At 71.4% G+C, this 26,070-nt stretch carries 22 protein-coding genes; 10 read left to right on the forward strand and 12 right to left on the reverse strand.

Going from position 1 to position 26,070, the window contains the following annotated elements:
- Positions 1 to 394: 394 nt before the first annotated feature.
- The 4 genes from ACIP4Z_RS33430 (at position 395) to ACIP4Z_RS33445 (ending at position 6,070) form a co-directional block, all read left to right on the forward strand.
- Positions 395 to 637, forward strand: a complete 243-nt coding sequence (locus ACIP4Z_RS33430) for a hypothetical protein (protein WP_401314189.1) — start codon at positions 395 to 397, stop codon at positions 635 to 637.
- A gap of 968 nt (positions 638 to 1,605) precedes the next feature.
- A complete protein-coding gene (locus ACIP4Z_RS33435; RefSeq protein WP_401314191.1) occupies positions 1,606 to 2,646 on the forward strand; it encodes a hypothetical protein in 1,041 nt (346 codons plus the stop codon).
- A gap of 1,322 nt (positions 2,647 to 3,968) precedes the next feature.
- Complete coding sequence (locus ACIP4Z_RS33440; protein ID WP_401314192.1) at positions 3,969 to 4,388, forward strand: hypothetical protein; 420 nt, start codon at positions 3,969 to 3,971, stop codon at positions 4,386 to 4,388.
- A 1,235-nt stretch (positions 4,389 to 5,623) separates the two neighbouring features.
- Positions 5,624 to 6,070 (forward strand): hypothetical protein, encoded by a 447-nt coding sequence (locus ACIP4Z_RS33445; RefSeq protein ID WP_401314194.1) that lies wholly within the window; start codon positions 5,624 to 5,626, stop codon positions 6,068 to 6,070.
- A gap of 279 nt (positions 6,071 to 6,349) precedes the next feature.
- On the opposite strand, the gene ACIP4Z_RS33450 is transcribed toward ACIP4Z_RS33445, so the two are convergent.
- From ACIP4Z_RS33450 to ACIP4Z_RS33490, 9 genes are all read right to left on the reverse strand, one after another.
- The gene (locus ACIP4Z_RS33450; protein WP_401314196.1) at positions 6,350 to 7,063 is read right to left on the reverse strand and encodes a helicase associated domain-containing protein; all 714 of its coding nucleotides are present in this window, start codon (positions 7,061 to 7,063) and stop codon (positions 6,350 to 6,352) included.
- A gap of 246 nt (positions 7,064 to 7,309) precedes the next feature.
- A complete protein-coding gene (locus ACIP4Z_RS33455) occupies positions 7,310 to 7,855 on the reverse strand; it encodes a hypothetical protein (RefSeq protein ID WP_401314198.1) in 546 nt (181 codons plus the stop codon).
- Between the two features lie 426 nt (positions 7,856 to 8,281).
- Positions 8,282 to 9,355 (reverse strand): TniB family NTP-binding protein, encoded by a 1,074-nt coding sequence (locus ACIP4Z_RS33460; protein WP_401314200.1) that lies wholly within the window; start codon positions 9,353 to 9,355, stop codon positions 8,282 to 8,284.
- Positions 9,349 to 11,505: a transposase gene (locus tag ACIP4Z_RS33465; protein WP_401314202.1), complete on the reverse strand. Its 2,157-nt coding sequence runs from the start codon at positions 11,503 to 11,505 to the stop codon at positions 9,349 to 9,351. The genes ACIP4Z_RS33460 and ACIP4Z_RS33465 overlap by 7 nt, the downstream gene beginning before the upstream one ends.
- Positions 11,506 to 11,561: 56 nt before the next feature.
- Positions 11,562 to 13,076, reverse strand: a complete 1,515-nt coding sequence (locus ACIP4Z_RS33470; protein WP_401314203.1) for a hypothetical protein — start codon at positions 13,074 to 13,076, stop codon at positions 11,562 to 11,564.
- Complete coding sequence (locus ACIP4Z_RS33475) at positions 13,037 to 13,717, reverse strand: hypothetical protein (protein ID WP_401314205.1); 681 nt, start codon at positions 13,715 to 13,717, stop codon at positions 13,037 to 13,039. Before ACIP4Z_RS33475 ends, ACIP4Z_RS33470 begins: the two co-directional genes overlap by 40 nt.
- A complete protein-coding gene (locus tag ACIP4Z_RS33480; RefSeq protein ID WP_401314207.1) occupies positions 13,714 to 14,382 on the reverse strand; it encodes a TnsA-like heteromeric transposase endonuclease subunit in 669 nt (222 codons plus the stop codon). The genes ACIP4Z_RS33475 and ACIP4Z_RS33480 overlap by 4 nt, the downstream gene beginning before the upstream one ends.
- 193 nt (positions 14,383 to 14,575) lie before the next feature.
- The gene (locus ACIP4Z_RS33485; RefSeq protein WP_401314209.1) at positions 14,576 to 15,985 is read right to left on the reverse strand and encodes a DNA-binding protein; all 1,410 of its coding nucleotides are present in this window, start codon (positions 15,983 to 15,985) and stop codon (positions 14,576 to 14,578) included.
- Between the two features lie 205 nt (positions 15,986 to 16,190).
- Positions 16,191 to 17,264 carry a hypothetical protein gene (locus ACIP4Z_RS33490; protein WP_401314210.1) on the reverse strand — a complete coding sequence of 358 codons (1,074 nt, stop codon included), beginning with the start codon at positions 17,262 to 17,264 and terminating at the stop codon, positions 16,191 to 16,193.
- Between the two features lie 107 nt (positions 17,265 to 17,371).
- On the opposite strand from ACIP4Z_RS33490, the gene ACIP4Z_RS33495 reads away from it, so the two are divergent.
- Entirely contained in the window at positions 17,372 to 17,590 is a 219-nt protein-coding gene (locus ACIP4Z_RS33495) for a hypothetical protein (RefSeq protein ID WP_391052809.1), read from the forward strand.
- 62 nt (positions 17,591 to 17,652) lie between these two features.
- On the opposite strand, the gene ACIP4Z_RS33500 is transcribed toward ACIP4Z_RS33495, so the two are convergent.
- Positions 17,653 to 18,504 (reverse strand): hypothetical protein, encoded by an 852-nt coding sequence (locus tag ACIP4Z_RS33500; RefSeq protein ID WP_391052812.1) that lies wholly within the window; start codon positions 18,502 to 18,504, stop codon positions 17,653 to 17,655.
- A 301-nt stretch (positions 18,505 to 18,805) separates the two neighbouring features.
- On the opposite strand from ACIP4Z_RS33500, the gene ACIP4Z_RS33505 reads away from it, so the two are divergent.
- Positions 18,806 to 19,735, forward strand: coding sequence for a hypothetical protein (locus ACIP4Z_RS33505; RefSeq protein WP_401314213.1), 930 nt, complete (start codon positions 18,806 to 18,808; stop codon positions 19,733 to 19,735).
- A 98-nt stretch (positions 19,736 to 19,833) separates the two neighbouring features.
- A complete protein-coding gene (locus ACIP4Z_RS33510; protein WP_401314214.1) occupies positions 19,834 to 21,231 on the forward strand; it encodes a hypothetical protein in 1,398 nt (465 codons plus the stop codon).
- 45 nt (positions 21,232 to 21,276) lie between these two features.
- On the opposite strand, the gene ACIP4Z_RS33515 is transcribed toward ACIP4Z_RS33510, so the two are convergent.
- Positions 21,277 to 23,967 carry a Helicase associated domain protein gene (locus tag ACIP4Z_RS33515; protein WP_401314215.1) on the reverse strand — a complete coding sequence of 897 codons (2,691 nt, stop codon included), beginning with the start codon at positions 23,965 to 23,967 and terminating at the stop codon, positions 21,277 to 21,279.
- A 25-nt stretch (positions 23,968 to 23,992) separates the two neighbouring features.
- The gene (locus ACIP4Z_RS33520) at positions 23,993 to 24,601 is read right to left on the reverse strand and encodes a hypothetical protein (RefSeq protein WP_401314217.1); all 609 of its coding nucleotides are present in this window, start codon (positions 24,599 to 24,601) and stop codon (positions 23,993 to 23,995) included.
- A gap of 260 nt (positions 24,602 to 24,861) precedes the next feature.
- On the opposite strand from ACIP4Z_RS33520, the gene ACIP4Z_RS33525 reads away from it, so the two are divergent.
- The 3 genes from ACIP4Z_RS33525 (at position 24,862) to ACIP4Z_RS33535 (ending at position 25,789) form a co-directional block, all read left to right on the forward strand.
- Positions 24,862 to 25,095 carry a hypothetical protein gene (locus ACIP4Z_RS33525; protein ID WP_401314218.1) on the forward strand — a complete coding sequence of 78 codons (234 nt, stop codon included), beginning with the start codon at positions 24,862 to 24,864 and terminating at the stop codon, positions 25,093 to 25,095.
- Between the two features lie 61 nt (positions 25,096 to 25,156).
- Positions 25,157 to 25,426 carry a hypothetical protein gene (locus ACIP4Z_RS33530; protein ID WP_391052828.1) on the forward strand — a complete coding sequence of 90 codons (270 nt, stop codon included), beginning with the start codon at positions 25,157 to 25,159 and terminating at the stop codon, positions 25,424 to 25,426.
- A gap of 150 nt (positions 25,427 to 25,576) precedes the next feature.
- Positions 25,577 to 25,789: a DUF6199 family natural product biosynthesis protein gene (locus tag ACIP4Z_RS33535; protein WP_391052832.1), complete on the forward strand. Its 213-nt coding sequence runs from the start codon at positions 25,577 to 25,579 to the stop codon at positions 25,787 to 25,789.
- Positions 25,790 to 26,070 lie beyond the last annotated feature (281 nt).

A 26,070-nucleotide genomic window follows, 5' to 3' on the forward strand; every position in this document is an offset into this window, starting at 1 on the left:
CTGCGCGTTCCTTGTCGGGTTCCGCAGTACGGGGCGGGTGCCCTTTGCCGGCGGATCGTCTGCGGCTGTGCGCGGGTTGTTGGCCGGCGGGCTTGGGTGCCAGGGCGTGCTGGGCGTGGGTGCAGGTGTCGGACCACCCCCAGGGCCTCGTCGCGGTTCCTGAGGGTGTGGACGTCCTGCCGGGCGGTGTCGGCCACGCTGGCGATCTCCCCGCGGGGCGCAGGGGGCAGCGTGGTGGGTAGACCGTTTCGATGGTGCCGGAGCGGATCTTGCCGACCACCGGGTTGACGCCGCCGCCGTGCAGCGGGACGGAGTCCTGCATCGCGTCCTTCCCGGTGGTTTCCCGAGGGTTCGCCGGCGGTTTGGGGGTCAGGTGCGGGGGCATCCGGCCGCTATGGCCGATGAGACGACTGGAACACCCGCCGAAGACCACCTCCTCCTCAGTGTCGACACCAACGGTGACGGAAAACCCGACGTATGGATGACCGACACCACCGGTGACGGCAAGCCCGACCTCTATCAGTTCGACACGACCGGTGACGGCGCGGTGGACGTGACTATCGTTGAAGAGCCCGGTGCGGGGGAAGCGGAACGCACCGTCATCGAGGGCGACGGAGGTCACCCCGTTTCTTCCTGACTGTCGTGCCTGCCCCGCCCCCTGTGTTCCCGGGGGCGGGGCAGGCGGGTGTGATGCGGGGTGCGGGGTCTGACTCGTGCTGCGCGTGGTCGCTCTGGCCGCCCGGAGGCGGCAGGCCGGTCACCCGTGCAGCCGGCCTGATGGGCCGCGACCCCAGCGGTCTGCGCCGCTCCCTTGCCGAACTTTGTCGAGTTTCTGCTGCCGCGCCGCCGTTATCGCCGCGCGGGGTGCGGGCGCGGACGGCCGGCTGTGCCCTGCTTGTTCGGGCCATGTCCGGTACGCGGCTCGCGGTGGGCTGCTGTCCTGCTCCGGGCTGTGTCCGGTATGCGGCTGCCCCGGTGTCGTGGGCGCCCCCCGGCAAGAATGTCGCCGCGCGCCGGGTGTGCGAGGTGCGCCGGGACGGGGCGACAGCGCGGGGTGAAGATAGCCGCGTTGTCGGGCGGCGTCGTGACCGAGGCCCGCGCCCGGTAACGGGTGCGCCGCCGCCCGCCGCCCCGCCCGCACGGACAGGCGGGCGCGCGGGCGGCGGGGGGATCCGCCGGATCGCCGGGCGCCTGCCCCCTGGCACTTGCCCCCCCGGGGCCTGGGCCGGCCGGTGACGCGCGGGCCTGCGGGGCGGCTCCGGCGCATCGCCTCCGGGGGCTTCCGGGCGGTCTGCTTCAGAGGCCCGCGGTCCGCCGCGCGGCGGACCCTGAGGCACAGTCCACAGGCATCGGTTCCGTCGGGCTCGGCTTCCAGCAGCCGGCCCGTGTGGGCCATCGGCTGCCGGGCCCGCACGGGCGCGGCGTGTTGTCTCCGGGGAGGGCGGGGCGGGACGTACCTGTCGGGGTATGACACGACGCACACGAACAGTCACAACGGTGGGCCTGGCGGCGGCCGTCTGCGCGATGACGGCCGGGGCCGGCCTCGCACCGGCGTACGCCGGGACAGCGGCGGGGACGGCCGGGGACAGGGGTCTCGTGGTCTCGATGGGTGACAGCTTCATCTCGGGTGAGGCGGGGCGCTGGCAGGGCAACAGCACCGCGGTGACCGGCAGCCGGAACGGCACCGACCGGGCCTACCGGAACGGGGCCTACCTGCCCGCGCTGGTGTACGGGGCAAGCTACGCCGACCACTGCAACCGTTCCGACTCGGCGGAGATCGACAATGCGCCGTTCACCGACGGCGCCCCCGAACGCGTCAACCTCGCCTGCTCCGGCGCCCTGGCCAGGGCCGTGTACGCGAAGGCGGACGGCGGAGAGCGGTTCAAGGGCGAGGAGCCGCAGGCGGACCAGTTGCGCGCGGTGGCCGCCGGGCACCGGGTGAGGCTGATCGCGTTGTCCGTCGGCGGCAACGACATCGGCTTCTCGGACGTCATCCTCACGTGCGCCAAGGAGTTCCTGAAGCCGGGCAGCAGCCACACCTGCGCCGCCGCCCAGCAGAAGGCGGTGGAAGGCCGCTTCGCCCGGATGCGCGAGGAGGCCGGCAGAGCCGTGGACAGCATCCGTGCGGTGATGCGCCAGGCGGGACAGCAGGACGGCTCCTACCGGCTCGTCCTGCAGTCCTACCCCTCCCCGCTGCCCGACGCCGCCCGGAACCGGTACCGGGCCAGGGGCTACAAGCGCTTCACCACGGGCGGCTGCCCGTTCTCCGACACCGACCTCGACTGGGCGCACGACACCCTGGTGCCCGAGATGACCGCGGAACTCGCACAGTTGGCCACCGCGCGGCACACCGAATTCCTCGACCTGTCAGCGGCCTTCCAGGGCAGGGAGGTCTGTGCCGACCAGGCCCGCCAGGCGACCGCGGGCGAACCGCCCGCCCCCGCCGCCAGTGAGTGGGTCCGCTTCCTGGTCACCGGGCTCGCACAGGGCGAGCGCCAGGAGAGCCTGCACCCGGACTTCTACGGCCAGCTCGCCCTGGGCCGCTGCCTGGCCCTGGCCGCCGGCGAACAGCAGAGCGAAGGACACTTCCGCTGCGCCAACACCGCCGACAAGGGCCCCGAAGCGATGACGCTCGCACACGAGTAGCACACCGCGCGGGCGGCAGCTGTCAGCCGGCGGGTGACGAGCGGGGGCCGCACAGCCGGCAGGACCCCGCCGCCGCCGGCCTCCTGGACTCCGGCCTCCTGCCGGACGTCAAGAGCGCACAACGCCCGCACGAACCGCCCGAGAAGACCGTCCGGCAGCTGCTCGGCCGCCTGATGCCCGACACCGCCGGTCTCCACCGCGTCGGCGCCGTCGGCCTGCACCGCGGCCGACGGCGCGGGACCGGGCGGACGCGCTTGCGGGTGCCGGTGCGCTGAAGGCGGCCACCGCCGCCCGGATCATGTTCCTGGTGCGCGCCCGCACCTGACGGGACGGCAAGACGCTGCGCAACGCGCTGCTGGACCTGGAGGCGGCGGGCGGGGCCGTCTCGGAGGGGCAGAGGGCGGCCCCGTCCTGGCGGCTCCGGCGGGGAGCCGTCGCGGAGGCTGTGGGGCCTAGCCGTCCCGGAGCCGGCCGCTGCCGGGGCGCGCCCCGAAGGAGAGGACGTGGGGCCGGTACGGGGAGGAGAGCGGGCTCTGGGGTTCGCGCGGCAGGCCGGAGACCATGCGGCTGCCCTTGTCCGGAACGAGGTATCGGGCGAACGCGGTCACCGCGCGCTGGAGCCGCTCGGGCCGGGAGCGGGCCGCTCCCGGCCGGGCCCGGGCGCTCTTCGGCCGTCTCGGTTGCTCACCTGCCTGCCCCCGAACTCTCCTGCACCGGCGGAGAAATATATTAAAAGAGATTAGAACGGGGCAATCGCGGTGTTGTGGATTCCGGACGATGCGGGCTGCCGACGGGCGTTCGGCCGTCGGCAGCCATGGCAGCGCGCCCTGGACGCAGCCGCCCCTGTCGGCTTTCCCGGACGGCGTCACGGGCGTGGAACTGCCGGGCGGCCCGGATGCCGGCACCCCGCACGCAGACCGGCAAGTGAGCGGCCGGGGGCCGCTCCTCGGGCCTTCGCCGGGCGAGGCGGAGCGTGTTTCCCAGGCGTCCATGGCATGGCAGTGCGGGCAGCAGCGCAGCGGATGCGCGCCCGGGCCGGGGCCGGCGAGGGGGCGGGCGTCGGGTTCCGCACTGCTCCCGACGGTGTCCGGAGCGCTTCATGACCGGTACCAACCCCGGCTGGCCCGGCACCAGGACGAATCTAGGACGGGCCAAGGACTCGTGATCGTAGCGTCGGGTCAGGCAGAAGGGGGACCGGGGCAACAGCTTGGGGCTGAGGCCGACAGGGGCGGCCTCGAGTTCGGAAGTCCCCACCGCCCGGCCTCCGCGGGAGGCGACAGCCAGCTGTCCCGGTACGGGGCATCAACGACGGGGAGGAACCCATGCTGAAACGTGGGAAGAACAAGCGGGCTATCGTCATGGCTGCCGTGGCACTGGCTCTCGCCGGCGGTGCCACCGTCGGCCTCGGCGGGTCCGCCGGCGCCGCGGCCTATGGCCCGCCTCCGGCGAGCACGGACTGGTTCTCGCTCTACGTCACCAATAACGCGGGCGGCCGGTATTACCTGGTCTGCAACGAGCAGTCCGCCGCGAACACGGTCTACGTGGGCGCCGAGGAGGGCCGCGACGGGAACGCCGTGGAACTCAAGGACGTCAACACGGGCTGGACGACTTACGGTGCGAACATCAGGTTCAACGCCGGCGCGTGCGAGGAGTTCACCTTCGTCGGCTACGACGGCCGCGGGCTCGCCGGATACATCAAAACGCCCGCCTTCTACACCACGGGCTGGGTGGACTACAACTGACCTCGCCGCAGTCCGGACGGCAGCCACCCAGGCGCATGGTGGCGGGCATAGCATCATGGGCCGGGCCCGGACTCCTCCATGAGTCCGGGCCCGGCCCTTCGCCGCGCGGCTCCACCCGCGCAACCCCGGTGCATCGGGTTCCGCTCGCCGTCCGGGACTGAACTTGCCGGCCCGCCGGCGGCTTGGCGACGAATAGCCCGATCCTGTATTAGATCCCGCCCACGGCTTCCATGGCCTTTTTCCGTCCCCGGACCTTCCTGCTGCCGTTTACCAGCGCATCCCTAGCGCGTCGAATTGCCCGCGCCGCTCCGCGCTCAGCGTGCCGGCCCGCCTGCGGGCGCTGTCGAGGAACCTGCCGAGCCTGTGCCCGACACCGTCGACTTCTCCGACGTGCTTCCTGGGCACCCGGAAGCGCCCCTCACAGGTGTGCAACTGCCGGGCGGACGGGCCATGTTCGCCGCCCATTTGCCGGCCTGCGTAGGGGGGGCGCCCGCGGCCGTGCCTCCGGCGCAGCGGGGGAGAGGCGGAGCATGTGCTCAAGCATCCACTGCTGCGCGGGCAGCAGTTGCTCCCAGTCCAGGCGCTGCGCCAGCGCCCACACCCCGAGGTCTTCGCCCTGCACCATGGCCTCGCCCGGCCCCGGAAGCGGGGCACCGGCCTCGATGACACCCCGGCACAGCGTGTAGCAGCGCTGCCAGGCCACCGCCCAGGCCGGACACCATGACGGGCCGATCGCCTCGAACGCGCCCCTGCGTTCCTCGGTCAGCGCCCCGGCGGTGGAGCCGACCGGCAACCCCTGAAGTGCCCGTGTTCGGCCGCCCGTCCCCGCGCTGCTGACAGCCCCTCGGTGGAAGTGGGCGCCATGGCGTCAGCGGTTGTGCGCCAGCGGTGTTCAGCTGCTGATTGCCTGGTCATTTTCTGTGGAAGCGATTTAGTCCCCTGTCACGGGGTGACCGATTGGCTCCTGCTTTCCGACGGGCGTCAGATCGGCCGGCTGTCATGGAAGTGGCTGCTCACACAGTGTGGTCGGCCGGCAGGAGACGCATCGGCAAGAGCCGGCCACGCATCGTCAAAGCAGCAGCGCGTGCAGGACATAGCATCACCGAGGCGCGCGCTTTGCTGCGGGGCGCACTCGGAGTTGTTGACTGAGAGGAGACTCGTGGATACGCCCTCTGCGGTGCAGTAAGCAAATCCCGGGTCCGAGAAAAAACGATGCGCAATCCAAAAGGGGAGAAATGAAGAAGTTGAGCCTGGCAGCTCTCGGGATGGCACTGGTCGGCTTCATGGCTGTTACGCCTTCTGCTTCCGCCTATGACACGGCCACACTTGAGCGGCAGCAGACCATAGCCGCCAACCCGGCGCCCTCGGCACAATCGTGCCAGACCAGGAACATCACCCTGGCTTCATACTGGTACGAGTGGTCAAACTTCATGGACAACACCTTCAGCATCGGAGGCCAGACACCGCGTCCCGTTTATCTCGTCAGCGGCACATATAAATGGAAAGTGTGCCTGTATTTCGCTGGCACTAGAACATACGAGGAGCAGTCCTACTTGGATCCGGTTGATCCCTCGTACGACACGGTGTGGCTGACGGATCCCCAGGTCTCCTTCCTGGGATCGGCGGGCAGAACCTCCTTCACCGTCTACTGGGGCAGCCAACTCGTTCCCCTTCACGCGTAGTTACCGAGCCTTTTTAGCATGGCCACCGATCCGGTGACGGCCTCGGCGTCCGCAACGGACAGGGCTCCCCTTTGCGTTGGGCGAGGTGGCAGACGTCTTGACCTGCCGGTCCAGGAGCCCTGTGGGTTTCCCGTCCTGCCACACTCCCGTGTGCCGCTCTGGTGCCGGCAGCCGGGCGGGGCTGTGTCACCTCGCGCCTGCGGGGCAGCCACGGTAGTGCACAAGGGCCGGCCCGGGCCCCTAACGGGATGCCCGGGCCCGGCCCTTGGCTGCGCGCTGCTACCAGCGCATGCCCAGCTCGGTTAGCTCCTGGCGCCGCTCGGGGCTGAGCTTGTCGGCCCTGCGGCGGGCGTTGTCGACGAACATGCCGAGCTTGTGTTCGACGCCGTCCACGACTTCTACAGCCTTCCTGGACGGCTGTAGGTGGCCCTCACGGGCGTGGAACTGCCGGGCCGCCGCCATGTTCGCGTTCCACTTGTCCGCCTGCGTACGAGACGCCGGCGGCCGCTCGTCAGGCCCGGCGGGGGACAGGTTGAGCATGTACTCGAGCATCCACTGCTGCGCGGGCAGCAGGGCGTCCCAGTCCAGGCGCTGCGCCAGCACCCATGCGCCGAGGTCTTCGCCCTGCACCGTGGACTCGCCCGGCCCGGGCAGCGTGGCGCCAGCCTCGATGAGGTTCCGGCGCAGTTTGTAGCAGCGCTGCCAGGCCACCGGCCAGGCCGGGCACCACGACGGGTCGATGGCCTCCAGCGCGTCCCTGCGTTCCTCGGTCAGCGCCCCGACGGCGGAGCCGACCGGCAGCCCCTGCTTGCGCCGCGCCTCGATCTCCGCCGCCTTCCTGCCCGCCGTCCTCAAATTCTTGGCCCATACCCCTACAGGGTGTCCGTTCCAGGTGGCCGTGGTGGGCGGGAGGAAGTGCCCGTGTGCGGCCGCCCACCCCTGCGCTGCTGACAGCCCCTCCTGAAACGCGACGTCCCAGTGCGACCAGACCATCCGCAGATTTTCGAGCTCTTATGGCGTGCCGATGATCATGGTTTTTTTGATCTTGGTTGTGCTGGGGTTGTGCAGTTGTTTCGGGTGGATGAGCGGGGGCGGGGTGTGGCCTGGTGGCGTCTGAGTGGGGGTGGGCGCTCGCTGGGGATGGGGATTGAGCTGGGCTTTTCAGGTGTGTGCAGGTGTTCTGGGTGGGGCGCGGGTTTTGCGCAGTTGCTCTCTCGGTTCCTTGAGGGAGACGCGCGGTCAGCGTGTGTTGATGCGGGTCCAGAGGGGGTCGTGGGTGGCGGGTGTGAGGTGGGTCAACTCCAGTCGGCCGGCGAGGCGGTGGAGGAAGCCTGATCGGTCGTTGTGGGTGAGGCCGTGTGGGGGGATGCGGGTGAGGGCGGCGGCGAGGGTGAGGGTTTCGGGGTAGGTGATCAGGGTCCGGCAGGTCAGGGCGGGGGATGCCGGGCCGTGGCGGGTGTGGGGGTTGGTGGTGGTGAGCCGGGCCAGGCGGGCCTGCCATCGGGTGTGTAGGTGTTGGTGGTGGTCGTACCAGCGGGTGGTGATGGTGGCGGCCCAGGTCAGGGCGGTGGTGAAGGAGGGACTGCGGGCCAGGCGCCGGTGGAAGTGGTGGGCGTGGGTGAGTTCGGGCAGGCCTGCGATGTCGAGCGGGGCGGTGTGCCGGGGGTCGGCGGCGGCTTGCTGGTGGCGGGCGCACAGGGCCGGGGTGTGGTCGGGCGGGTAGGCCCGTGCGGTGGTGGTGGCGCCGCGGCTGCGGTGGAGTACGCAGGCGGTGCACGTGCGCACGGGGCGGTGTGCGGGTTCCAGGGGCTGCCAGTGTGCGGCGGGCGGGCCCGCCGGGGCGCGGCCGGTGTGGGCGGACTGTTCGTGCGGGCCCGGGGCGAGGCGCGGTAGGGCGCGGAGCAGGTGCGGTTGGGGGGGTGCGGGCGTGCGCGGCGAGGCGGGCCGTGGCTGCGGGGTCGAGGTGGAGTTCGGCGGTGGGAAGAGCGCCGCCGGTGCCGCGTGGGCCGGGGTCGAGGTGGATGCCGAGGCCGTCGAGCAGGTGGGGCAGGGCGAGTTGGTAGGCGGCTGCGAGACGGGTGGTGTAGGAGGCGGTGGCCTCGCCGGGCAGCGGCCGCACGCGGAAGACACCCGGTCCGGGCGGGGCCGGCTGCGTCCAGGCGGTTGCGGTACGGGCAGGCGCGGTCTGCGTCCGCGTGATGGCGACGTGGCTCACGCGGGGCGTGGCCCGCTGCCGGGCGGAGGGCCGGTTGCGGCGCGGCGGCGGGTGGGGGTGCGGGGGCGGTAGTGCTCTTCGGCGAGGTGGTCCGCCTTGATGGTGTCCAGGCTGGTGCAGGTGATCTTCTCGGTGCCGTTCAGGAGGGCTTCGATGGCGGCCTGGCGGATGAGGCGGGCGAGGCTGCCGATGCGGCCTGCGGTGCGCTCGTGAAGATAGGGGGCCAGGCGGGGCAGGCTGCCGGGTCGGTGCGCTCGCAGGTCGAGGGCGTTTTCCATGGCGGCGATCAGGTCGCGGAAGGGCTCGCTGCCGGCGTGGCGGGCGGGCAGGACACCGCAGTCGATCAGGGAGGCGCGCCCGGCGAGCTGCGCGCCGCGGACCCCGCTGAACAACGCGGTGCCGGTGACGTCGATGCCGGCGTAGACGAACGTCGCCCCGACGCGTTCGGTGACGTCCTTGAGCCAGTCGGCGGCCTCGGCGCCGCTGGTGGTACGGGGGTTGAGGCGGTGGATCTCATCGAGAAGGACCAGCTGCACGCCGGCGGCGGTGTAGGTGTGGCAGACCGCGCCGGTGATCTGGGCGGTGGTCATGCGGGCGGCGACCGGGACGCCGAGGTAGCGGGCGAACTCCGCGGCCAGGGATTTGGCGGTGGCGGCGGGCGGTACCAGGACGTAGGCGACCGGCACGGTGTCGTCGCCGGGGGCGGCGCGGCGGGTGTGGGCGAGGTGGCAGACCTTGCCGACCTGCAGCAGCGCGGTCGTCTTCCCGGTGGTGGCCGGGCCGGTGAGGATCACCGAGGGCCGGGCGGTGACGCTCTGGTGCCGGCCCAGGATCATCAGGGTCCGCACGCTCGCGGAGAGCGTGTCGATGGCCGGGGTCCGCACGGTCACGAACGCCGAGTGGTAGGCAAGGCGCTGCTCCAGACTGCGCGGCGGTTCACCGGGCCGGGGCGGTGTTGGTGCGGGGGCGGCGGCGAAGCGGGCGAAGCCGTTCCAGGTGGTGACCGCGCCCGGCTCCGTATTCGGCTGCGCCGCGCCCGCGGGGGTGCCGGTGCGGGGGGTGTTCACCACTGGTCGGCCTCCGAAGCGGCGTCGTAGAGCGCGAACGCGCCCCGGTGCGGGACGGGTTCGTCGTGGAGTTCACCGTCCTCCTCGCGGTGACCGGCCCGGGTGGCGGCGGATTCAAGGGCGTCGAGGCTGTCGCCGTGGTCCTGCTCGGCCAGACGCGCCGGTGCCTGGCCGCCGGCCGTGTCCGGTCCGGTCGCAGGGGCGGCGGTATCCGTCGTGGGTTCGCGGTCTGAGGGTGTCTGAGGGGGCATTGCTGAGGTAGCGGGGCGGGCTTGGCGCAGGAGTTGGTCGAGGACATCGGCGAGGTCGGCTTCGTGGTGGTCGCGGTCGCCGCGGCGGGCGAGCGCGGTCTGGATGTGGTGCCAGGCGCGGTCGTTGAAGGGCCGGTGGACGTGGTCGCGGTGGATCCACGGGACTTCGTGGAGCTGGCCGTCGGGCAGGCGGATCCAGATCTGCCGCAGGTCGTGGGGGTGGGTGTGGATCTCCCACCGGCCGCGCCGGGAGGCGGTGGGGGAGGGCTGGCCGCGGTGGGCGTTCAGGCACGGCGCGTCGTAGGTGCGGTGGTCGATGCGGATGCCGCGGTCGGTGACGGCGTTCCACCGCACCGGCAGCAGTTCGAGCCAGTCGGCCCGGGTCAAGGTCAGCGGTACGTACCCGGCGATGCCGAGCAGGGCGCCCCACATCTCGTTGGGGGTGAGCGCGGTCTTGGGCAGGACGGGGTGGCGCAGGGCTTCGTGCCGGCGGTTCTGCCAGCACACGGTGATCCATTCGTCGAGGAGGTCTTGCAGTTGGGGCAGGGTGAAGCGGGCTTCTGCGTCCGCGCGGGGGCCGCGGCGGGTGGGGTTGGAGCCGGTGTAGCCGGCGATGTGCTGCAGGAGCAGGGTGTTGATCGCGCCGAACGTCCGCTCGACCGAGCCCTTGGCGGTCGGGGTGCGGGGAGGGGCGGGCTGGACGCTGGTGCCCAGGGTTTCGCAGGCGGCCAGGAAGGCGTGGGAGATGAACACCGCGCCGCGGTCCACCACGATCGTCTCGGGCACGACGACGGGGCGTGCCGCGGCGTGCTCCAGGCGCTGGTCCAGTGCGAGCAGCCGCTGGTAGGGCAGGTTGGCGTGGGCGATGGCCAGCGCGGCCGGCCAGGTGGGTCGCAGCGGGTGGGGGACGGCCATCTCGGCCAGGAGCAGGGCGGCGTCGACGGCTTTGGTGCCCTCCTCGCACAGCACCGCGGCCAGGACCGAGCGGGTCGCGACGTCGACGGCGATGGTCAGCTCGGGCCGCATCGGGCGGCCGTCGGCGGCGACGGCCATGACATCCAGGCGGGTGGTGTCGACCTGGACCATCTCTCCCGGCCGCAGCGCCACGGTCGTCGTGAACGGCCGGGGCGGGGTGGTGGCGGTGCGGGCGGGCCGGGCGGGCAGCTCCAGCGGGTCGGCCAGGGCGTGGACCAGCCGGTTGAACGTCGAGGCCGGCGGCAGCGCGACCGCGCCGGGGCCGTGCGCGTCGTGAAGGATCTGCCCGGTCAGGGTCCGCAGCCCGGTCAGGGTTCCTTTCGAGCGGCCGCGCTCGCGCCGCAGCGCTTCCCGCACGGCGGCCACCACCCGCTCATCCGCGCGCCCGGTGCGGCTGGCCGGCCGCCTACTGCGCTGGTCGACCAGACCCCACAGGCCCTGCGCGCGGTAGCGGCGCCGCATCCGCCGCACGGTGGCGACACTGGCCTGCGGCCAGCCCAGCGCCGCCAGTTCGTCGGCCTTGGCCTGCTCCCGGTCCGCCAGCAGCCGGCTGGGGTCGTACTCGGGCCGCGGGGTCCCGCCGCTGCCGGGGCCGCCGGGCAGGCCGGTCTCGATCTCGCGGATGTGCCGCTGCCAGGCCAGGGCACGCTCCCGCTCCCGCGCAGGCGCGCTCGCGAACAGCCCCCACCTCGGCGCGGGGGCCGGGCCGGCGGTGCCGACGAACTCGAACGCGGGATCGGCGAACAGGTGGGATGCCAGCACCGACGCGGTGCCGCCGTCCCGCCCGGCCAGCCGCACCGTGGCACCCACCACGGCCACCACCTCCCAGATGCGGCCCTCGAACCTCACCCGGGCACCCAGCTCGGCCCGCCGGGGCCGACGCGTGCGCCGCGCTGCGGGCACCTCGCCGACGTCCGGGGCGGCCATTGTGGCGTCTGCGGCGTGTTCGGTCGTGGCAGTGCCGCCCGCAGGGCCGTGTCCGCTCACCACTGCTCGGCCTCCAGGTCGGCGTCGTACACCGCGAACGCGCCCCGGCCCGTTTCCGGTTGGCCGTCCACACCGCCGCTATCGAGGGCGTCGAGGCTGTCCTCGCCGGTGTCCCAGTGCGCAGGCGCGGTCTGAGCCTGCGCCGGCGTCGTTCGCCCGGCATCTGATGAGCTGCCTTCGTCGTCACCGCCCGCACCGGCCCGGCGGGCGTGCCCGGCCGCCGTCGCGTGGGCCGGCCGCTGTGCCAACGGGCCCGCGCCTGCGAGTGCGACGGATCCGGTGGCGGGTCCGGTCCGGGCGCGGGTGAGGAGCTGCCCTGCGGCGTCGGTGAGGTCGGCCTGGTGTTGTGCGCGGGTGGTCCGCTGCTCCACCACCTGCACGGTCTGCCGCCGCACGGCGTCGTCGAACGGCCGCTGCGCGTAGTCGCGGTGGATCCACGGGACTTCGTGGAGGTGGCCGTCGGGCAGGCGGATCCAGACGTGCTGCGGGTCGTGGGGGTGGGCGTGGATCTCCCATTTCCCGCCGCGGGAGGCGACAGGCGAGGGCTGGCCGCGGTGGGCGTCCAGGCACGGGTGGTCGTAGGTGCGGTGGCCGATGCGGATACCGCGTTCGGTGACGGCCTGCCAGCGCACCGGCAGCAGTTCGGGGTAGTCGGCGCCGCTCAGCGGGACCGGCACGTATCCGCACCAGGCCACCAGCGCGCCCCACATCTCGTTCGGGCTCAGGGCCGCGCCGCTGATCGCGGGGTGGCGCAGGTCCTCGTGCCGGCGGGTCTGCCAGCAGGCGGTGATCCATTCGTCGAGCAGGTCCTGCAGCTGCGGCACACTCCACGGCGCCTGGTGGGCGCCGCCGCGGGTGCGCGGGCCGGCCCTGCCGGTGGTATCGGGCGGCCCGGCGACGTGCCGCGCGAACAGCGTGTTCACGGCGGCGAGGGTGCGCTCGGCGGCGCCTTTGGTCCCGGGCCGGCGGGGCGGGGCCATCTGAACGCTGACACCCAGGGTCTGGCACGCGGCCAGGAAACCGCCGGACCCGGTTGTGCCTGCGCCGTCGACGACCAGGGTCTCGGGCACCACCACCGGCCGTGCGGCGGCCGCCTCAAGCCGCGCGTCCAAGGCCAGCAGCCGCTCGTAGGGCACGCTGGCGTGCCCCATCTGAAGCGCCGTCGGCCAGTTCGCGCGCACCGGGTGCGGCACCGCCATCTCCGCCAGCAGCACGCCGGGATCCACCGGCCCGTCGCCCTGCGGGCACAAGCCGGCCGCCAGGAGGGAGCGGGTCGCCAGGTCCAGCGCGATCGTCACCTCCACCGCCACCGCGCGCCCGTCATCGCCCACCGCCGTCACATCCAGGCCGGCGGTGGCGATCTGGACCCTCTCACCGGCCCGCAGTGCGGGCTCGGGCACGGACCCGCGGCGCGTCGCGGTGGCGGTCCGCGCGGGGCTGCCGGGCCGCTCCAGCGGATCGGCCAGGGCGTTCACCAGCCGGTACAGCGAGGAGCGGGCCGGCAGTTGCACCTGCCCCGGCCCGTGGGTGTGGTTGAGGATCTGCTCCGTCGCTCGATGATCTGCCGGATGCTGGTCCTGGACCGACCGCGCCGCCGGCGCAGTGCCTCCAACACCGCGGCAGCCACGCGTTCGTCGCCGCGCCCCCGGCCCGCCGTCTGGCGCATGGAGCGTTTGTCGACCACGCCCCACAGCCCCTGCTTGCGGTAGTCCAGGCGCATCTTCTGCACCGTGGCCCGGGAGACCCGGCTCCAGCCCATGCCGGCCAGTTCTTCGGCCTTGGCCTGCTCACGCATCGCCAGTGTCCACCGCCCGGGGTCGTACTCGGGACGGGGCACGCCACTGTCGCCGGGCCCGCCGGGCAGGCCGGTTTCGACCTCACGGATGTGCCGCTGCCAGGCCAGCGCCCGCTCCTGCGCGGGCAGCGGAACGGTCTGGAACAGCCCCCATTGCGGCGCCCCGGCCAGAGGAACTCCGACCACCTGAAACTCCGGGTCGGCGAAGAGCACGGACGCCAGCACCGAGGCCGTGACCCCCTCCTCGTCGATCAGCCGGACCGTGGCACCCACCAGGGCGCCGACCTGCCAGGTGCGGCCGTCGAAGACTACCTGCGCACCGGGCTCCACCCGCCGCGCACCGCCGTTGCTGCTCACCGCGCGCTGCGCTCCCGCCCCTGGTTCCGGTCGTGTTCGGACGTCTGCGCCGGTTTCCCCGGGCCGACGAGGGACCGCTGGTGCAGCGGCCGGTCCAGGGCCGTGTCCAGCCGGCCGGTCCACAGGGCGTGGAAGACGACGGGCAGGACCGCGACCGGGTCGCCGCATGCGGCCGCGCCCTCCTCCAGCGGAGCGGGCTCGGCGAACGCTGCAGTCACGGCGGCGACCAGGCCGGGTGTGCCGGCGTTGCGGGGGTGGCGGTAGCCGACCGGCCACCTCAGGTTCGCCGTCACCACCGGACCGGGCAGGGCCAAGCGCCGGTAGGACCAGCCCACCGCCGTACACGCCGCGGCCACGATCTGTGCGGCCCGCAGCGCCCGGATCCCGCCCGCGTCCGGTACGGCAGGGCAGTCGGCGAGCAGCCCGGTGCCGTCGGCGTAGCGGGCGAACAGCTGCGGCACCCACGACCTGGGCCGCCCGTCGCCCGGGTCGCGCCACACCAGCCGCACCGGCCGCGCCGCAAGCCACACCACCGCAGGGTCGCGGTCCAGGACCATCAGCTGGGTGCGCATCGCCACCGAGCCGTGCATCACGTGCCCGCCGGTCGTCGCCGACCACCACCCCGGACCCCAGCTGCGCCCGGGCACCACCGGGAACCGGGCCACCGCCGGCTGGTCCTCCCACCGCACCGCGCCGGCCGCCTGATCCCACCGCCGCTGCACCAACTGCCCGCCGGGCCTGCGAAGACCGCCTCCGCCGAGGCCGCCGCCCGCTCCGCTTCGGCCGGAGGCCACGGTAACGGCTGCGGGGGCGGGGGTAAGGCGGGGCCGCCGGGCCCCGGCGGGTGGTGCGTGTCGATCATGTGCTCCAGTCAAGCGTGCCCGTGCGCGCGGACCGCCGAATTCGGCCAACTTCCGCCGCACACCGCCCGGTTCGCCCGGACTGCCGATGATGGCGCAGGCCGGCTGCCGGTGTCAGTGCAGACCCCTGCCCTGCTCGTGACGCTCCCCCGGCTGCCTGCTGACCACGCCCGTCCCGGTCACTGCGCGGTGTATGCGGCGGCGGCGCGGCCGTGTCGGTCGCGGAACAGGCGCCGGACCATGGGCGCAGCGCAGCGCCGCGGCCCGGCCCGGCACCGCCGCTGCTGCCGCTTCCGCGCGCGGCTGCGGCCTGTTCGGCCAGGGCGCGCAGTTGGACCCGGGCTGAGGCGGGGCGGTGGTCGGCGCGCAGCCACCACGGGTCCAGCCCGTACCCCTGGGGGTGCTGCTGCCCGCGGCGGATGCGGGTGAACGCGCCCATACAGTCCAGCAGCGGCCCGGCATGCAGCGGTCCGCCCAGCACCAGCCCCGTCTGCGGGGCCTGGCGGACGTCGGCCAGCCAGGGCCGTCCCAGCCTGCCTGCGAGTTCGCGGAAAAACTCCCCGTCCGGCCGGAACGGGCGCACCAGCCCGCCCGCCCCGTGGTCCTCCCAGATCCGCTCCTGCATGCCGGGGTCGAGCAGCACCGCGGCCAGCGCCACGGTTTCGGGGAAGACCACTGCGTCGCGGGCGATGATCCGCCACCACCAAAACCGCGGTCCGGCGTCCCCACCTGCGACCGCATGGAGCCGGGCCGGCCAGATCCGCTCCTGCTCCCAGTTCAGGGCCTGTTCCCACCACGCGCAGACCACGGCGTGGGCCAGGGCGAACACCCGCCCGGGATCGGCCCCGGCAGCGGCCGCCTGCCGGGCCACCTGTGGCCAGGCCCGCTGCGCCGCGGCAAGCTCGGGGGCCGCGCGCAGGTCGAGGTTGCGGTGGCGGTGCCCGTCCCCAGCGGTGAGCATCCACCGCTCGTGGCGGGCGCACGCCCGCTGCCACGGCGCGACGTACCGCACCACCACGGTGTCGTGGCCGGTACGCGCCGCCGTGCACAGCCGGCACCCGTACGCCACCGGCCCATGTTCCCCGGCCGAAGCGACTCTCCACCGGCCCGCTGGGCTGCGGGAGTCTTCGGTTTCCCCGGCCTGGCCTGGGGAAACCGCCTCGGCTGGCTGCGGTTCGTCGGCGAACGTGGGCAGCGCCCGGGCCAATGCGTGTTCGCCGAGCCCGCCCATCTGGGCGAGTAACTGCCGGCCGGCCGGGTTCAGCAGCACCTCGGTGTCGTCGCGCGGGCCGGCGTGGTCCCGCGGCCGGGTACCGGTCCAGGTCCACCAGGGCAGCAGCGCGGCGGGTTCCATGCCGTAGCGCCTGGCGAGCCGGGACAGGTACGACCACGTCGTCTCCCCGGTCACCGGGGCGACCCGCAGCATCGCTGGCCGGAGGGCCGGTTGGGCTTGGGCAGCACTGCGGGGACCGGCGGCCTGATCGGTATGTGCCGGGCGCCGCTCCCGCGTCCTGGCACCGGGGACACGGCCCGGGGGAGTGGACTCGGTCATGATTCACCTGCTCCTGCGCTGGTGCCGGGGCGTGCCCAAGACAACGGGCGGCCGGGGAGGGTTACGGCTGGACGGACTTCTGGGTGTGGCGGATGAGTTGCTCGGTGCGTTCTCGGTAACCGGCGAGGGCGTCGGGCCGGCCGGGCAGAAGGAGAGTGAGCGCGGTCTGGTAGGCGGCGACGGTGGGCCAGGCGGGGCTGCCGCCGTCAAGGGGCATGTGGCGGCCCCACTCGTCCCACATGGGGTCGGCCAGCGCGATGGTCATGGCCTCCGGGACTGCTTCGACATCGAGTCCGGTCGGCGGCGCGGGCAGGCCGGCCTGGGCGGCGGGGCCGAGGTGGACGAGGACCAGTTCGAGGGCCGCGGAGGTGGCGGTGACCAGTTCCACCGCGCGGCGCAGGGCATGGTCGGGCGCGGCCTGTACCGCGTGCTGCAGTACCGCCCAGCCCCCAGCCAGCGGGAAGTCCTTCCACGTGCCGCCATACCCGGCTGCGTCCCGGGCCGCGGCCGCGGTACGCATTGCTTCGGCCTGCTCGGGGAAGACCTGGCACAACGCTTCCAGGAGTTCGTCCTCGCCGACGTCTTCACCGCCGCCGGCGAGCATCCGGCCCAGGACGAGAGCGAGGTCCCGGTCGACGCGCGGCAGGGGCGCGACCGCGGCCGGATCTCGAGCAGCGGTGATGGCGACGGCCCTCAGCAGGGCGTGCTGGTCAAGGTCCGGCACGCGGCGCGCGGCGGCCTCGGCGGCGTCGTGGCGCCGCTGCCAGCTGCCATCGTCACGTGCGTTGCCTGCCGCAAGCCGTTTCCCGTACCGGTCGAGCTGGTCAACGACCGCGGTCCGCAGCCGGGCCACGCCGCCGGGGGAGCCGTCGGCTCCCCAGCAGGTCCAGGCCGCCGCCACCGGCAGCGCCCGGCCCTGACGGGAGGCTGCGGCCAGCCACGTGGCCCGGGCCACGGTCTGGGGCAGCAGGTGCGAGACGGTGCCCTGGCCGCGCCCCAAGTGCTCGCGGGGGTGGGGCGGCAGATAGTGCGCTGCCCGCCAACGCTCCAACTGGGCCTGGGAGACGGTCAGTCCGAGGTCGGCGAGTGCGGCGATGAGCGCAGCATCAGCGCCGGAGGGCACGGAGCGGGTCACCTGCCTCACGTTACAGCCCCGCGAAGTTCCAGCCGGAGGCCGCCGGGCGGTGTGAGGAGATGGCACCAGGCGCCGCGCACAGCGACGCCGGGAAGGAAACGATCACCATGCCGGCCACTACGCCGACCGCCTTGACTGCCGTGCTCGCCGGCCTGCCTCCTGCCGCCATGGCGCTGTTCCTGCTCGCGCGTTGGGGCCGGCCGATGGTCCTGCTGCTCGGACTGCTGGCGTCCCTGCGCGGGGTCAGCGGCGCTCACCGGGCGGCGATGTTCGGCCAGTTCGCACGGGCCCTCCACCGATGCCGGAGCCACCCGCCGGGCACCTGACCCGGCGACGAGGACGATCACGTGACGGGTAGTTGCCCGTGCCGCTGCTCAAGCTGACAGGGTCAGTACAAGGCGATGGCTTCTACGACGATGGCCGGTCCGCTGATGTAGGCGCGGACGTCTTCTTCGGGCAGAGCAATCCCTACGTCCGCCCAGCTGCTGCGCAACTGGGCTAGGAGCCCGTCCACCTGCGTCATGAAGATCCGCCGCAGCATGAATTCCCAACCCGACAGCAGCCACTCCTCCGCGCTGAGGTACCCGTCGGGTGAGCCGTCGACCATCCGGGACACCGTGCCGAGAACCCTGAGATCGCCTTCCACGCGATCCGCGGACGCCTCGTCGATGAAATGGTTCGGACGCACGTTGACATACACCTTCTGCGGCAGCCCGGATCCTTCAAGTTCCAGCAGGACCGGCACAGGCGGCAATTCGTTGTGCAGGTAGACCCGCTTCATCTGTTCCTGCAGGACAGGGTCTGTCTCGTCGAGCACGGCAGGCAGGTCCCGCAGGTCTTCCAGGGCCATGTCCTCCAGCACCCGGCGCAGGACGAAGAAAAGCTTGCCGAAGTGACTGGCCGACGTGATCCTCGTGATTCCCTCGATCTCCACCAGGTCATCGCGGGCCAGAACGGTCTCCGGCGCAGGACGGGACTTGACGGCGCCCATCGCAATCAGACTGTCGATGACCTTGCTGATCTTCGCCTTCGAGTTGGGCTCAAGGCTGTAGGTGGACTGCCGTTCCACGTCGCTTCCCCGCGAGGCCTCCGCCCCGGCACCCATCCCGCCCGCGCCGAGCTTCAGCTTTCCCCCGCCCGATCGCCGGTTCGTCGTCTTCTCCACGATCTCCTCACGCTGCGACACCTCGACTTCGTGGTAGTCCGCGTGCCCGAGAAGCGTGTCCGTGTCCAGATACAAGGGAGAACGCAAAAGCCATGCCGGAAGTATCACATAGGCCGCGGACCCACCTCCGCGCGTGGGCCGGCACAGCACCGGGCCCCCGAGAGTATCTGCTGCCTGGGGGCCTGGTGCGCGGGTCTGGCTATCCACACTGCCCGGAGGCGGCTACGCCTGCGCCCGACTGGTCGCGGCCCGGCGCACAAAAGCGTTAATACGGTGCGCAAGGCTTCGCCGGCATCCATAAGGTTCTGGGGTAGCAGCCAGCGATTACCTTCTCAAGCTCGTTCGGACAGCACTGGACTCCTTCGATGAGGATCCCTTGGAGGTATCGGTCCGCCGCGCCGTGCGGATCGCGAACCTGATGGGCGACACCAAGTACGCGGTGCGGCTTGCGCTGGACCTCAAACCTACGGGCGGGGACCGCGAGACGAACGGTGAGATCTCGCGCATGCTCATGGCCGATCCCTCGGCCTGGGGGTCGATGACGGGACCCGCAGAGCAGGCCGCTGCGGCATGGATGAATGATCGCAAGATCGACGGCAGTGACAACATCGACCCCCACTCGCTCGCCGAGCTGGAGTTCTGGGATAAGGAACTCAGTAATCTCAAGGAGAGCGGCGAGAAGATCGACTACGGCAGCGACCTGACCACGCGGCAACGCTCGACACGGATCATCGCTCGGACCCGGCAGCTGACGTTCGCCCTGCTGTGTTCCTGGGAGCGCCGCCTCGACTACAGCGGCATCAACGAGTCCATCTTCGGCCGCTACCGCGTCAAGGTTGACGCGCTGCTCGCTGATGGTGTGCCCGACCTGCTCCAACAGTTCAGTGCCATCTACCGCCGACTCCAGGAAGCAGCTGACAACGCACCCGAACGGGACGTCACCGAAGAACTGTCACAGGCCATCACGACGTGCCGCCGCATCCTCAAAGCAGTCGTTGATCACGTACTTCCTGCGCAGAAGGAACCCGCCGAGGGCGGGCATAAGCTCGACGAGCCAAGCTACCGCAACCGGCTGTTCGAGTTCACTAAGCGAGTCATCCAAAGCGATTCCAAGCGCGAACTGGTCGATGCCATCGTCGCGGGTCTGCACGATCGCTTCGCGGCGGTCGACAAGATGACGAACAAGGCAGTCCATGCAGAGGTCGCGATCGAGACTGCCAACCTGTGCGCGTTGAACACGTACATCGTTTGTGGCGAGGTCCTCAGCCTGTACACGCTCGCCACCGCGGACCCGGCGGGGGCATGACCATGAGCCGACGTTCCACGCTTCGGGGGCCGCAGGGGCCGACAAGATCTGCCCCCTCCACGGGCAACGGCTGGATCGGCTTCGAGCCGTCGACACCTATGACCACGTCTGTCACTCGATACCTGAGCACCGCGGGATGGCAGGTCCGCCGGGACGGGACGGCGTACCGGCTTCGCACCGAAGAGTCGTACACCCACCGGACCCCTGTCCTGCTGGACGCCAGGCCCGTTCCGGTCCGCGGTCCCGACGCCTTCCGCCATCTCGCGTCTCTCTCCGAGCAGCCCCCGGGCTGGACTCCCATAAGCGAGACGATTCAGCGGCTTCGCTACCAGGACGACTTGGCATCTCGCGTAGCGGAGTTCGAACTGCTCTTCCTGCAGACACTCCCTGCGGACCTGCCTGGGGTGATGCGGGAGTTCTTCGACAACCGCGCCGTCCCGGCCTTCCCGGACTCGCAACTGTCCGTCATCTATATGTCGCAAGAACTCGTTAGCCGCTACACCCTCATCCGAGGCCTCATCTCAGTGGAGAACAACCCAGCGCTCGCTGGAGACGCCAGTGACGGACTTCCCGCCGCACGGGCACTGGCTACCGGCGGGATATTCGGCGCGCAGTCGTACCTCGGTGCCGCACTGAGCATCCTGGCCCCGTACGTCTACGCGGTACCAGGACCCCGGATTCGCGCAGTGGGGATCTGGTCCTTCGCTGACCTGGCCCCCGGAGCCACCTGGCCCAGCAACCAACTCATGGAGGCGCTGAAGATCAGCGATGAGCGCTTCACAGGCTCCTACCAGCGCAGCGGCCAGAATCGCCCCGACCTCACCGGAAGTCAGCTGAGCGCCTTCCTTACCTGGTGGACCGCCCGCCTTAACCAGGTCCTGGTTATTGCAACCGACCCGGCACGCTTTGCAGGGAACACCAGCACATACGATCCAGGCCGCCACTGGCAGTACCTCGCCAGCCTCGAACGTGTCCTGCGAGACGTCGGCGAAGTCATGCTGGCCACCGAGCAGAACGAGACCACACGGCTACGCGCCGCCTACGACGCTCTGAACGCCATGGAAGGCATGAGGATGAGAAAATTCAACGTAGCCGTCACGCCGAGCAAAGCGTCCAAAGCGTTCGACTGGCTCAGCCAGAAGCTTCCGCCTGACGTCGCTGCAGTGGCCCTGCCAGCCTGCCGCCGGGGCGTAGAGGCTCTCGCCCAGGTCAAAGATGGATTCGCTCCTGGGCGTTACGTAGGGTCCAACGGTCTTGCCGGGCTCCCCGGAAAGAACGGCAGCGTAGACCGTTCTTGGGACAGCGCTACGGCTGGGTATATGAGCTTGGATCGCAACAGCCTGCACTCCTACATGAACCACACCCCCGAAGAGAAGGCCATACTGCTGTCCCACACAGGTCACCTTCCGCGTGGACTGGCGAACATTGCGCTCCTGTGGCTCATGAGGCTGCTCGCCGATCCGGACCAGCTCAAGCTCACCTTGCCCTCGGTATGAGTCGGCGGGGCGACCGTGCTGCCACCTCGGTCGCCCCCGGCGGTTCTACGCCCATTCGACGCCCAGCCCCCGCAGCGCGCCCAGCTGCTCTGGCGTGAGTTTGTCGCGGCGGCTCTTGGTGTTCGAAATCCACACACCCAGCTTCACCGTCACCGGTTCCGTCTCGCCGTCGACCGTGATCTGCTCACCGTGTCCGCGCGGGACCGCCCGCTGGCCTTCCCGCTCCACCCACTGCGTGAGGGCTGCCAGGCCCCGCTGGAACGCTTGCGCCGCCTTGCCTGCCCCGTTCGCCGTGCCCCCGGCTGCCGGGGCGGGAGACGGGGCCACAGGGGCGTTGATTCCGAGCGCGGTCAGCCGCTCCTGCTGCTCGGGCAGCAGCTGCTTCCAGGTGCCGGGTTCCTGTTGCCGCCACCGCCACTTGCCGATGTCGTCGCCGTCCCAGATCACGCCCGCCGCGAGGTATGGCAGGCCGCCCTCGTCTTCGGCGATGTCGGCCAGCACCCGGTAGTGGCGCTGCCAGTCCAGCGGCCAGGGGCAGTCCCAGTCCGGGTCGATCTCCGCGAGCTGCGCCGCGCGCACGGCGGCCCGTTCCGGGTCCTTGCCGAGCCCGTTCTTCGCTCCCTTTCTGCGCAGGTTGGCCATGTGCTGCCCGATGGGCACCATCGACTCGCCCTCGCCCCACACCGCGTCCTGACGCGGCGCGAGATGGCCGGTGGCCCGCCGGTAGGACCGCAGTGCGGACAGCTTGGCCTCCCACGCCTCCTCACCCGGCTCCCAGACCATCCCGGCGGCCGGTTCGTCCAGCAGCTCCTTGCGGCGCGGCTCCAGCTCCCCGGCCCGCGCCGCCTTCCTCTGCTGATGAACCCACCGCCCCAGCGGGAAGTCCGCCGTCACCCCCACGGCCGTCTCGGTGTCATACGGGACGGCGTGCAGGCCGGTGATCTCGTTCTCCGCCCGCCACCGGACCAGGGCCCGGTAGCCCTCCAGCCACACCAGCGAGTCGGGCGCGTAGACGCGGGTGCGCAGGAACGCGGCGATGGTGGCTGCGTCGCGGGGGCTGGCGAAGTGCAGCAGCGCCGACTCGACGGCGGCCTGCGTGTCGTCCTGCTCCTGGTCCTGGCCGTCGCCCTCGCTGCCAGCCCCGGTGATCCGGCCGTCCTGGTCACGGTGCACGTGGACCTTGCGCTTTCCGCGGGTGAGGGCGCGGGAGGCGAGCTGCTCCACCAGGCGCTCGTCATGCGAGCGGAGCCCCTGGAGCACCGCTGCGAGGGGGGCGAAGCTGGCGGAGGCGACCATGTCGTTCGGGTCCTCCCCGGCCTGGAGGAAACACGGCACGATGATGCGGGCGACCTTGGTGGTGCCGTCGGGGTTGGGGCGCAGCGCGCGGCCGATGTTCTGGACGATCTCGACCTGGGAGCCGCGGGTGTCGGCGAAGCAGATCGCCTCTACACCCCGCTCGCCGCGGATGTCGACGCCCTCCCCGAGGACGCGAACGCTTGCCAGGAAGGCGCGGTGGACGCGGCAGCTGTTGGCGTCGATGCCGCCTGCGAACTGCCGCAGCGCCTCGCGGCGTTCGGCGACGGTGTGGTCGCCGCACAGCCACGCGGACCACACCCGGTCCGGGGGGACGTGGCGGCCGGCCTCCAGGTCGTACAGTTCCGCGCCGATCGACGACGCGGGCAGGCGCTTCACCTTCTTGTCCGCCTCCGCCAAGTCCTCATCGGACATCTCGGTGGCGTACAGCTCCGCGGCGGTCTCGGGCAGTTTCTCCGCGAACGCCTCGGCTTCCTCCACCCGCTGGTGGAACGTCATGACGGTGCGCAGGTTGTGCGCGGCCGCGTGCTCCAGGAGCGCGGTCTGCAGCAGCGCCAGGCGCCGGCCCCGCAGCGACTCCTCCGACAGCCCCAGGATCGGCGAAGGGTCGCGGATCTCCAGCACGTCGATCTCGAACCCCGCAAGGATTCCCCGCTCCACAGCTTCCGAGAGCCCCAGCTCCGCGCCGGGAAGCCAGGCCCCGAAGGTTCCCTCCGGGTCATCAGACATCGAAGCCAGCAACGGTGCCTGGCCGTCCGCATCCTTCTGCTTGCGGACCGGCGCCAGGATGCGGGGGGTGGCGGTGAGGTAGAGGCGGAAGTCCGCGGGGATGCGCGCGTTGTCGTGGATCGCCGCCCACGGCCGTCCGAGATCACCCGCCGTACCGTGGGCCTCGTCCACGATCGCGAGCGAAAAACCGTTCATGCGCTGGCCGTAGAGCCGGTCCCCGCCCGCCAGGGCGGCCTCCAGCGGCCCGCGCACCTTCTCCCGCCCCGACGGGTCGTCCGGATCCTCGCGGTCCACGAGAGAGGCGTACGTGGCGAACGCCACGACCGGCCCGGATCCGGCCCACAGGGCGAGCTGGATCGGATTGGTGGTGCTCCGCACACCCAACTCGCCCAGCACTGTGTCCCCCTCCAGGGAGCACACCGCGACCATCGGGGAGCGGTGGCCCACCGCCCGCCACGCCTGGGCGGTCTGCACCAGCAGGTCCAGCGTCGGGACGGTGACCAGGATCCTGCCGTCCGGGAAGGACTCCAGCGCGCTCGCAGCAGCCATGATCGTTTTACCGGAACCGGTCGCGGACACGATGGTGCCCCGCTCCCCCCGCTCGGGCACAGATGATCTTGCGGGGAATCCGACCCACTTCCGGACAGCCGCCTTCTGCTTCACCTGGTGTTCCTTGAGATGAATCGCAGACATTTTCCTTGCCTCCCCTTACGCGAATTCAGGCGATCTTGTGCGGGTGGTTATAGGGCCGGTCGTCAATCCAGGTGGCCACGTTGCATTTGTGCCAGCCCTCCGGTTCCTCGCGCCGCGGGGCGTCGCCCTCGTAGTGGCCGGCCTCACGGGTGCACACGATGACGTCGCCGGTGGCGTACTCGATTGTGCGGGCTTTGCACAGCCCGCCCGCCTCGCCCAGCGCCTCCAGGACCCGACGGCGCTCCATGGCGTTCGGGTACGTACGCGGCAGGACCGCCTGCCGGACGAACGCCTCCAGGCGCTCCAGCCCGGCCCGCTCACCCCGCCTCACATCCGCAAGACGTACAGCCAGTTCAGCAGCCCTGGCTGACCGGCCGCCCCGCCGCGACCAGTCCCGGTCCGCGATGCCCACCAAGGCCTCGCTCACGGCCGTCACCCCGGCGTCCCAGCTGTCCTCGAACACCGGCCCACGCGAGCGCGGCACCATGCCCCCCAGCCCCACCACCTCGCTCTGCGCACCGGCGACCGCCCCGGCCTCCAGCGCGGCCACCAGGCCGTCCGGCGCGCCCTGTGCCTCCAGGAGCGCGAAGAGCCGCAACCGGGCATCGACACCAGAGGTCTGGTGCTGTGTCACCCTGCGCACAGAATCGCTGCTCAGGTCAGGGTCTGCTCCGCTGGATTCTCCGTGGCCGGTCATCGGCAATCATTCCTATCGAATACCGGGGAAGGCTTCCCGATGGCCAGAGGCTGTCTCATTTTTCCGCCAACAGTACATGCTGCATCATTCTGATGCACGCAGTACGCTGGAACCCGCGCGAGCGAGCCCACCTGGGTCGGCCCTGCCCCCGCACTGTGGGGATGATGAGTGTGCTGTTCGTAGGGCAGGAGGCAGGCATGGACGAACCTGTGAACACTGCCAGCCCGGCCCGCCTGGGAAGACGGCGGCGTTGGTCGATTCGCCTGTGGGTGTTGAGCTTGGCGGTCTTTTACGCAGGCTTCCTGACCGGCCTCCTCCTTGGGGGCATGACGGGTATGGCTCTGGCGGTGATGATCACCAGCGCTGTGCTGCTTACGACTGCAGCCGTTATTGGCGTATGGCTGACGTTGTACGGCAGTCAGCAGCCCTGACCTCCTCCCTCCTAGCTTGCTGGCCCGGTTGTTGGGCCTCCCGCCCGGGCAGAAGCCAGGCATGAAAGAACACCGCATAGCCCGGTACCTGCTGTCCGGCCCGAATGTGCGAATGCTGCGTTTGGGCTGCTGGGTCTATGGGGTCTTGTCGTTGCTGGCTGTCACTGTGTTTTTCTCTGATCTCGCCGCGAAGGGGGAGACGGCCCGGGAACTGTGCGGCGACATTCCGCTTGCTCTCCTGTTCCCTTGTCTCTTCCTCCTGACGTGGTACCAGCTTCAGCGCAACAGGGGCGGCCGGAAGAAGCCGGCCTTCCCCGCGAAGGACCGCTAGCCCGCTTGTTGCCCGACCGTGTGCGGGGTGCGGGTACGCCTATCCTGCCGGTTTGCTGGGCCGTGTTTCCAGGTCAACCGGGGGCATGCGGTGCTCATGAATCAGAACCCGTTCGTGCAGCTAGCATCCGGAGACGGTGCGCGTGGCCCCATGCTCGTAGTGGTCGCGTGCATCTTCCTTGTGATGGGCGTGCTCCAGGTGTTCCGACCTCAGTTGTTGTGGAGAGCGAACAGGCGCCTGCAGGAGGGCTGGGTGAGAGATCCTGCAGGGACAGAGCCCACGGCCAGGGGCTATGCGGTGCAAAGGATAATCGGCGTGGTGTTCCTGGCAGTCGCCGTATGGGTCCTCATCCAACAGCTCTGATCCCTCCTCAGGGGCTGGCTCGGCGCCCGCCCCTGCAAGCCTTAAGCCTTTCTCGGCAGCTGCTACGGAGCGCGGAGCGCTCTGCCTGATCCCGAGCGGAGCGAGGGACCAAATCCGTCACCCGGCCCGCGCAGCGGCCCGGGTGACGGAGCCTCACCCCTGGAGCGAGGCGGAGGGGGTGGCCCGGCGAAGCCGGGCAGACCACGCGAAGCGTGGTCACGCAGAGCGCAGCGAGGCGCTGCGCTGCACAGCGCGCAGCGCTGTGGTACCCGCTCCGCGGG

Origin of the sequence: Streptomyces sp. NPDC088910 (assembly GCF_044749865.1) — a bacterium.
Classification (GTDB): Bacteria; Actinomycetota; Actinomycetes; order Streptomycetales; family Streptomycetaceae; genus Actinacidiphila.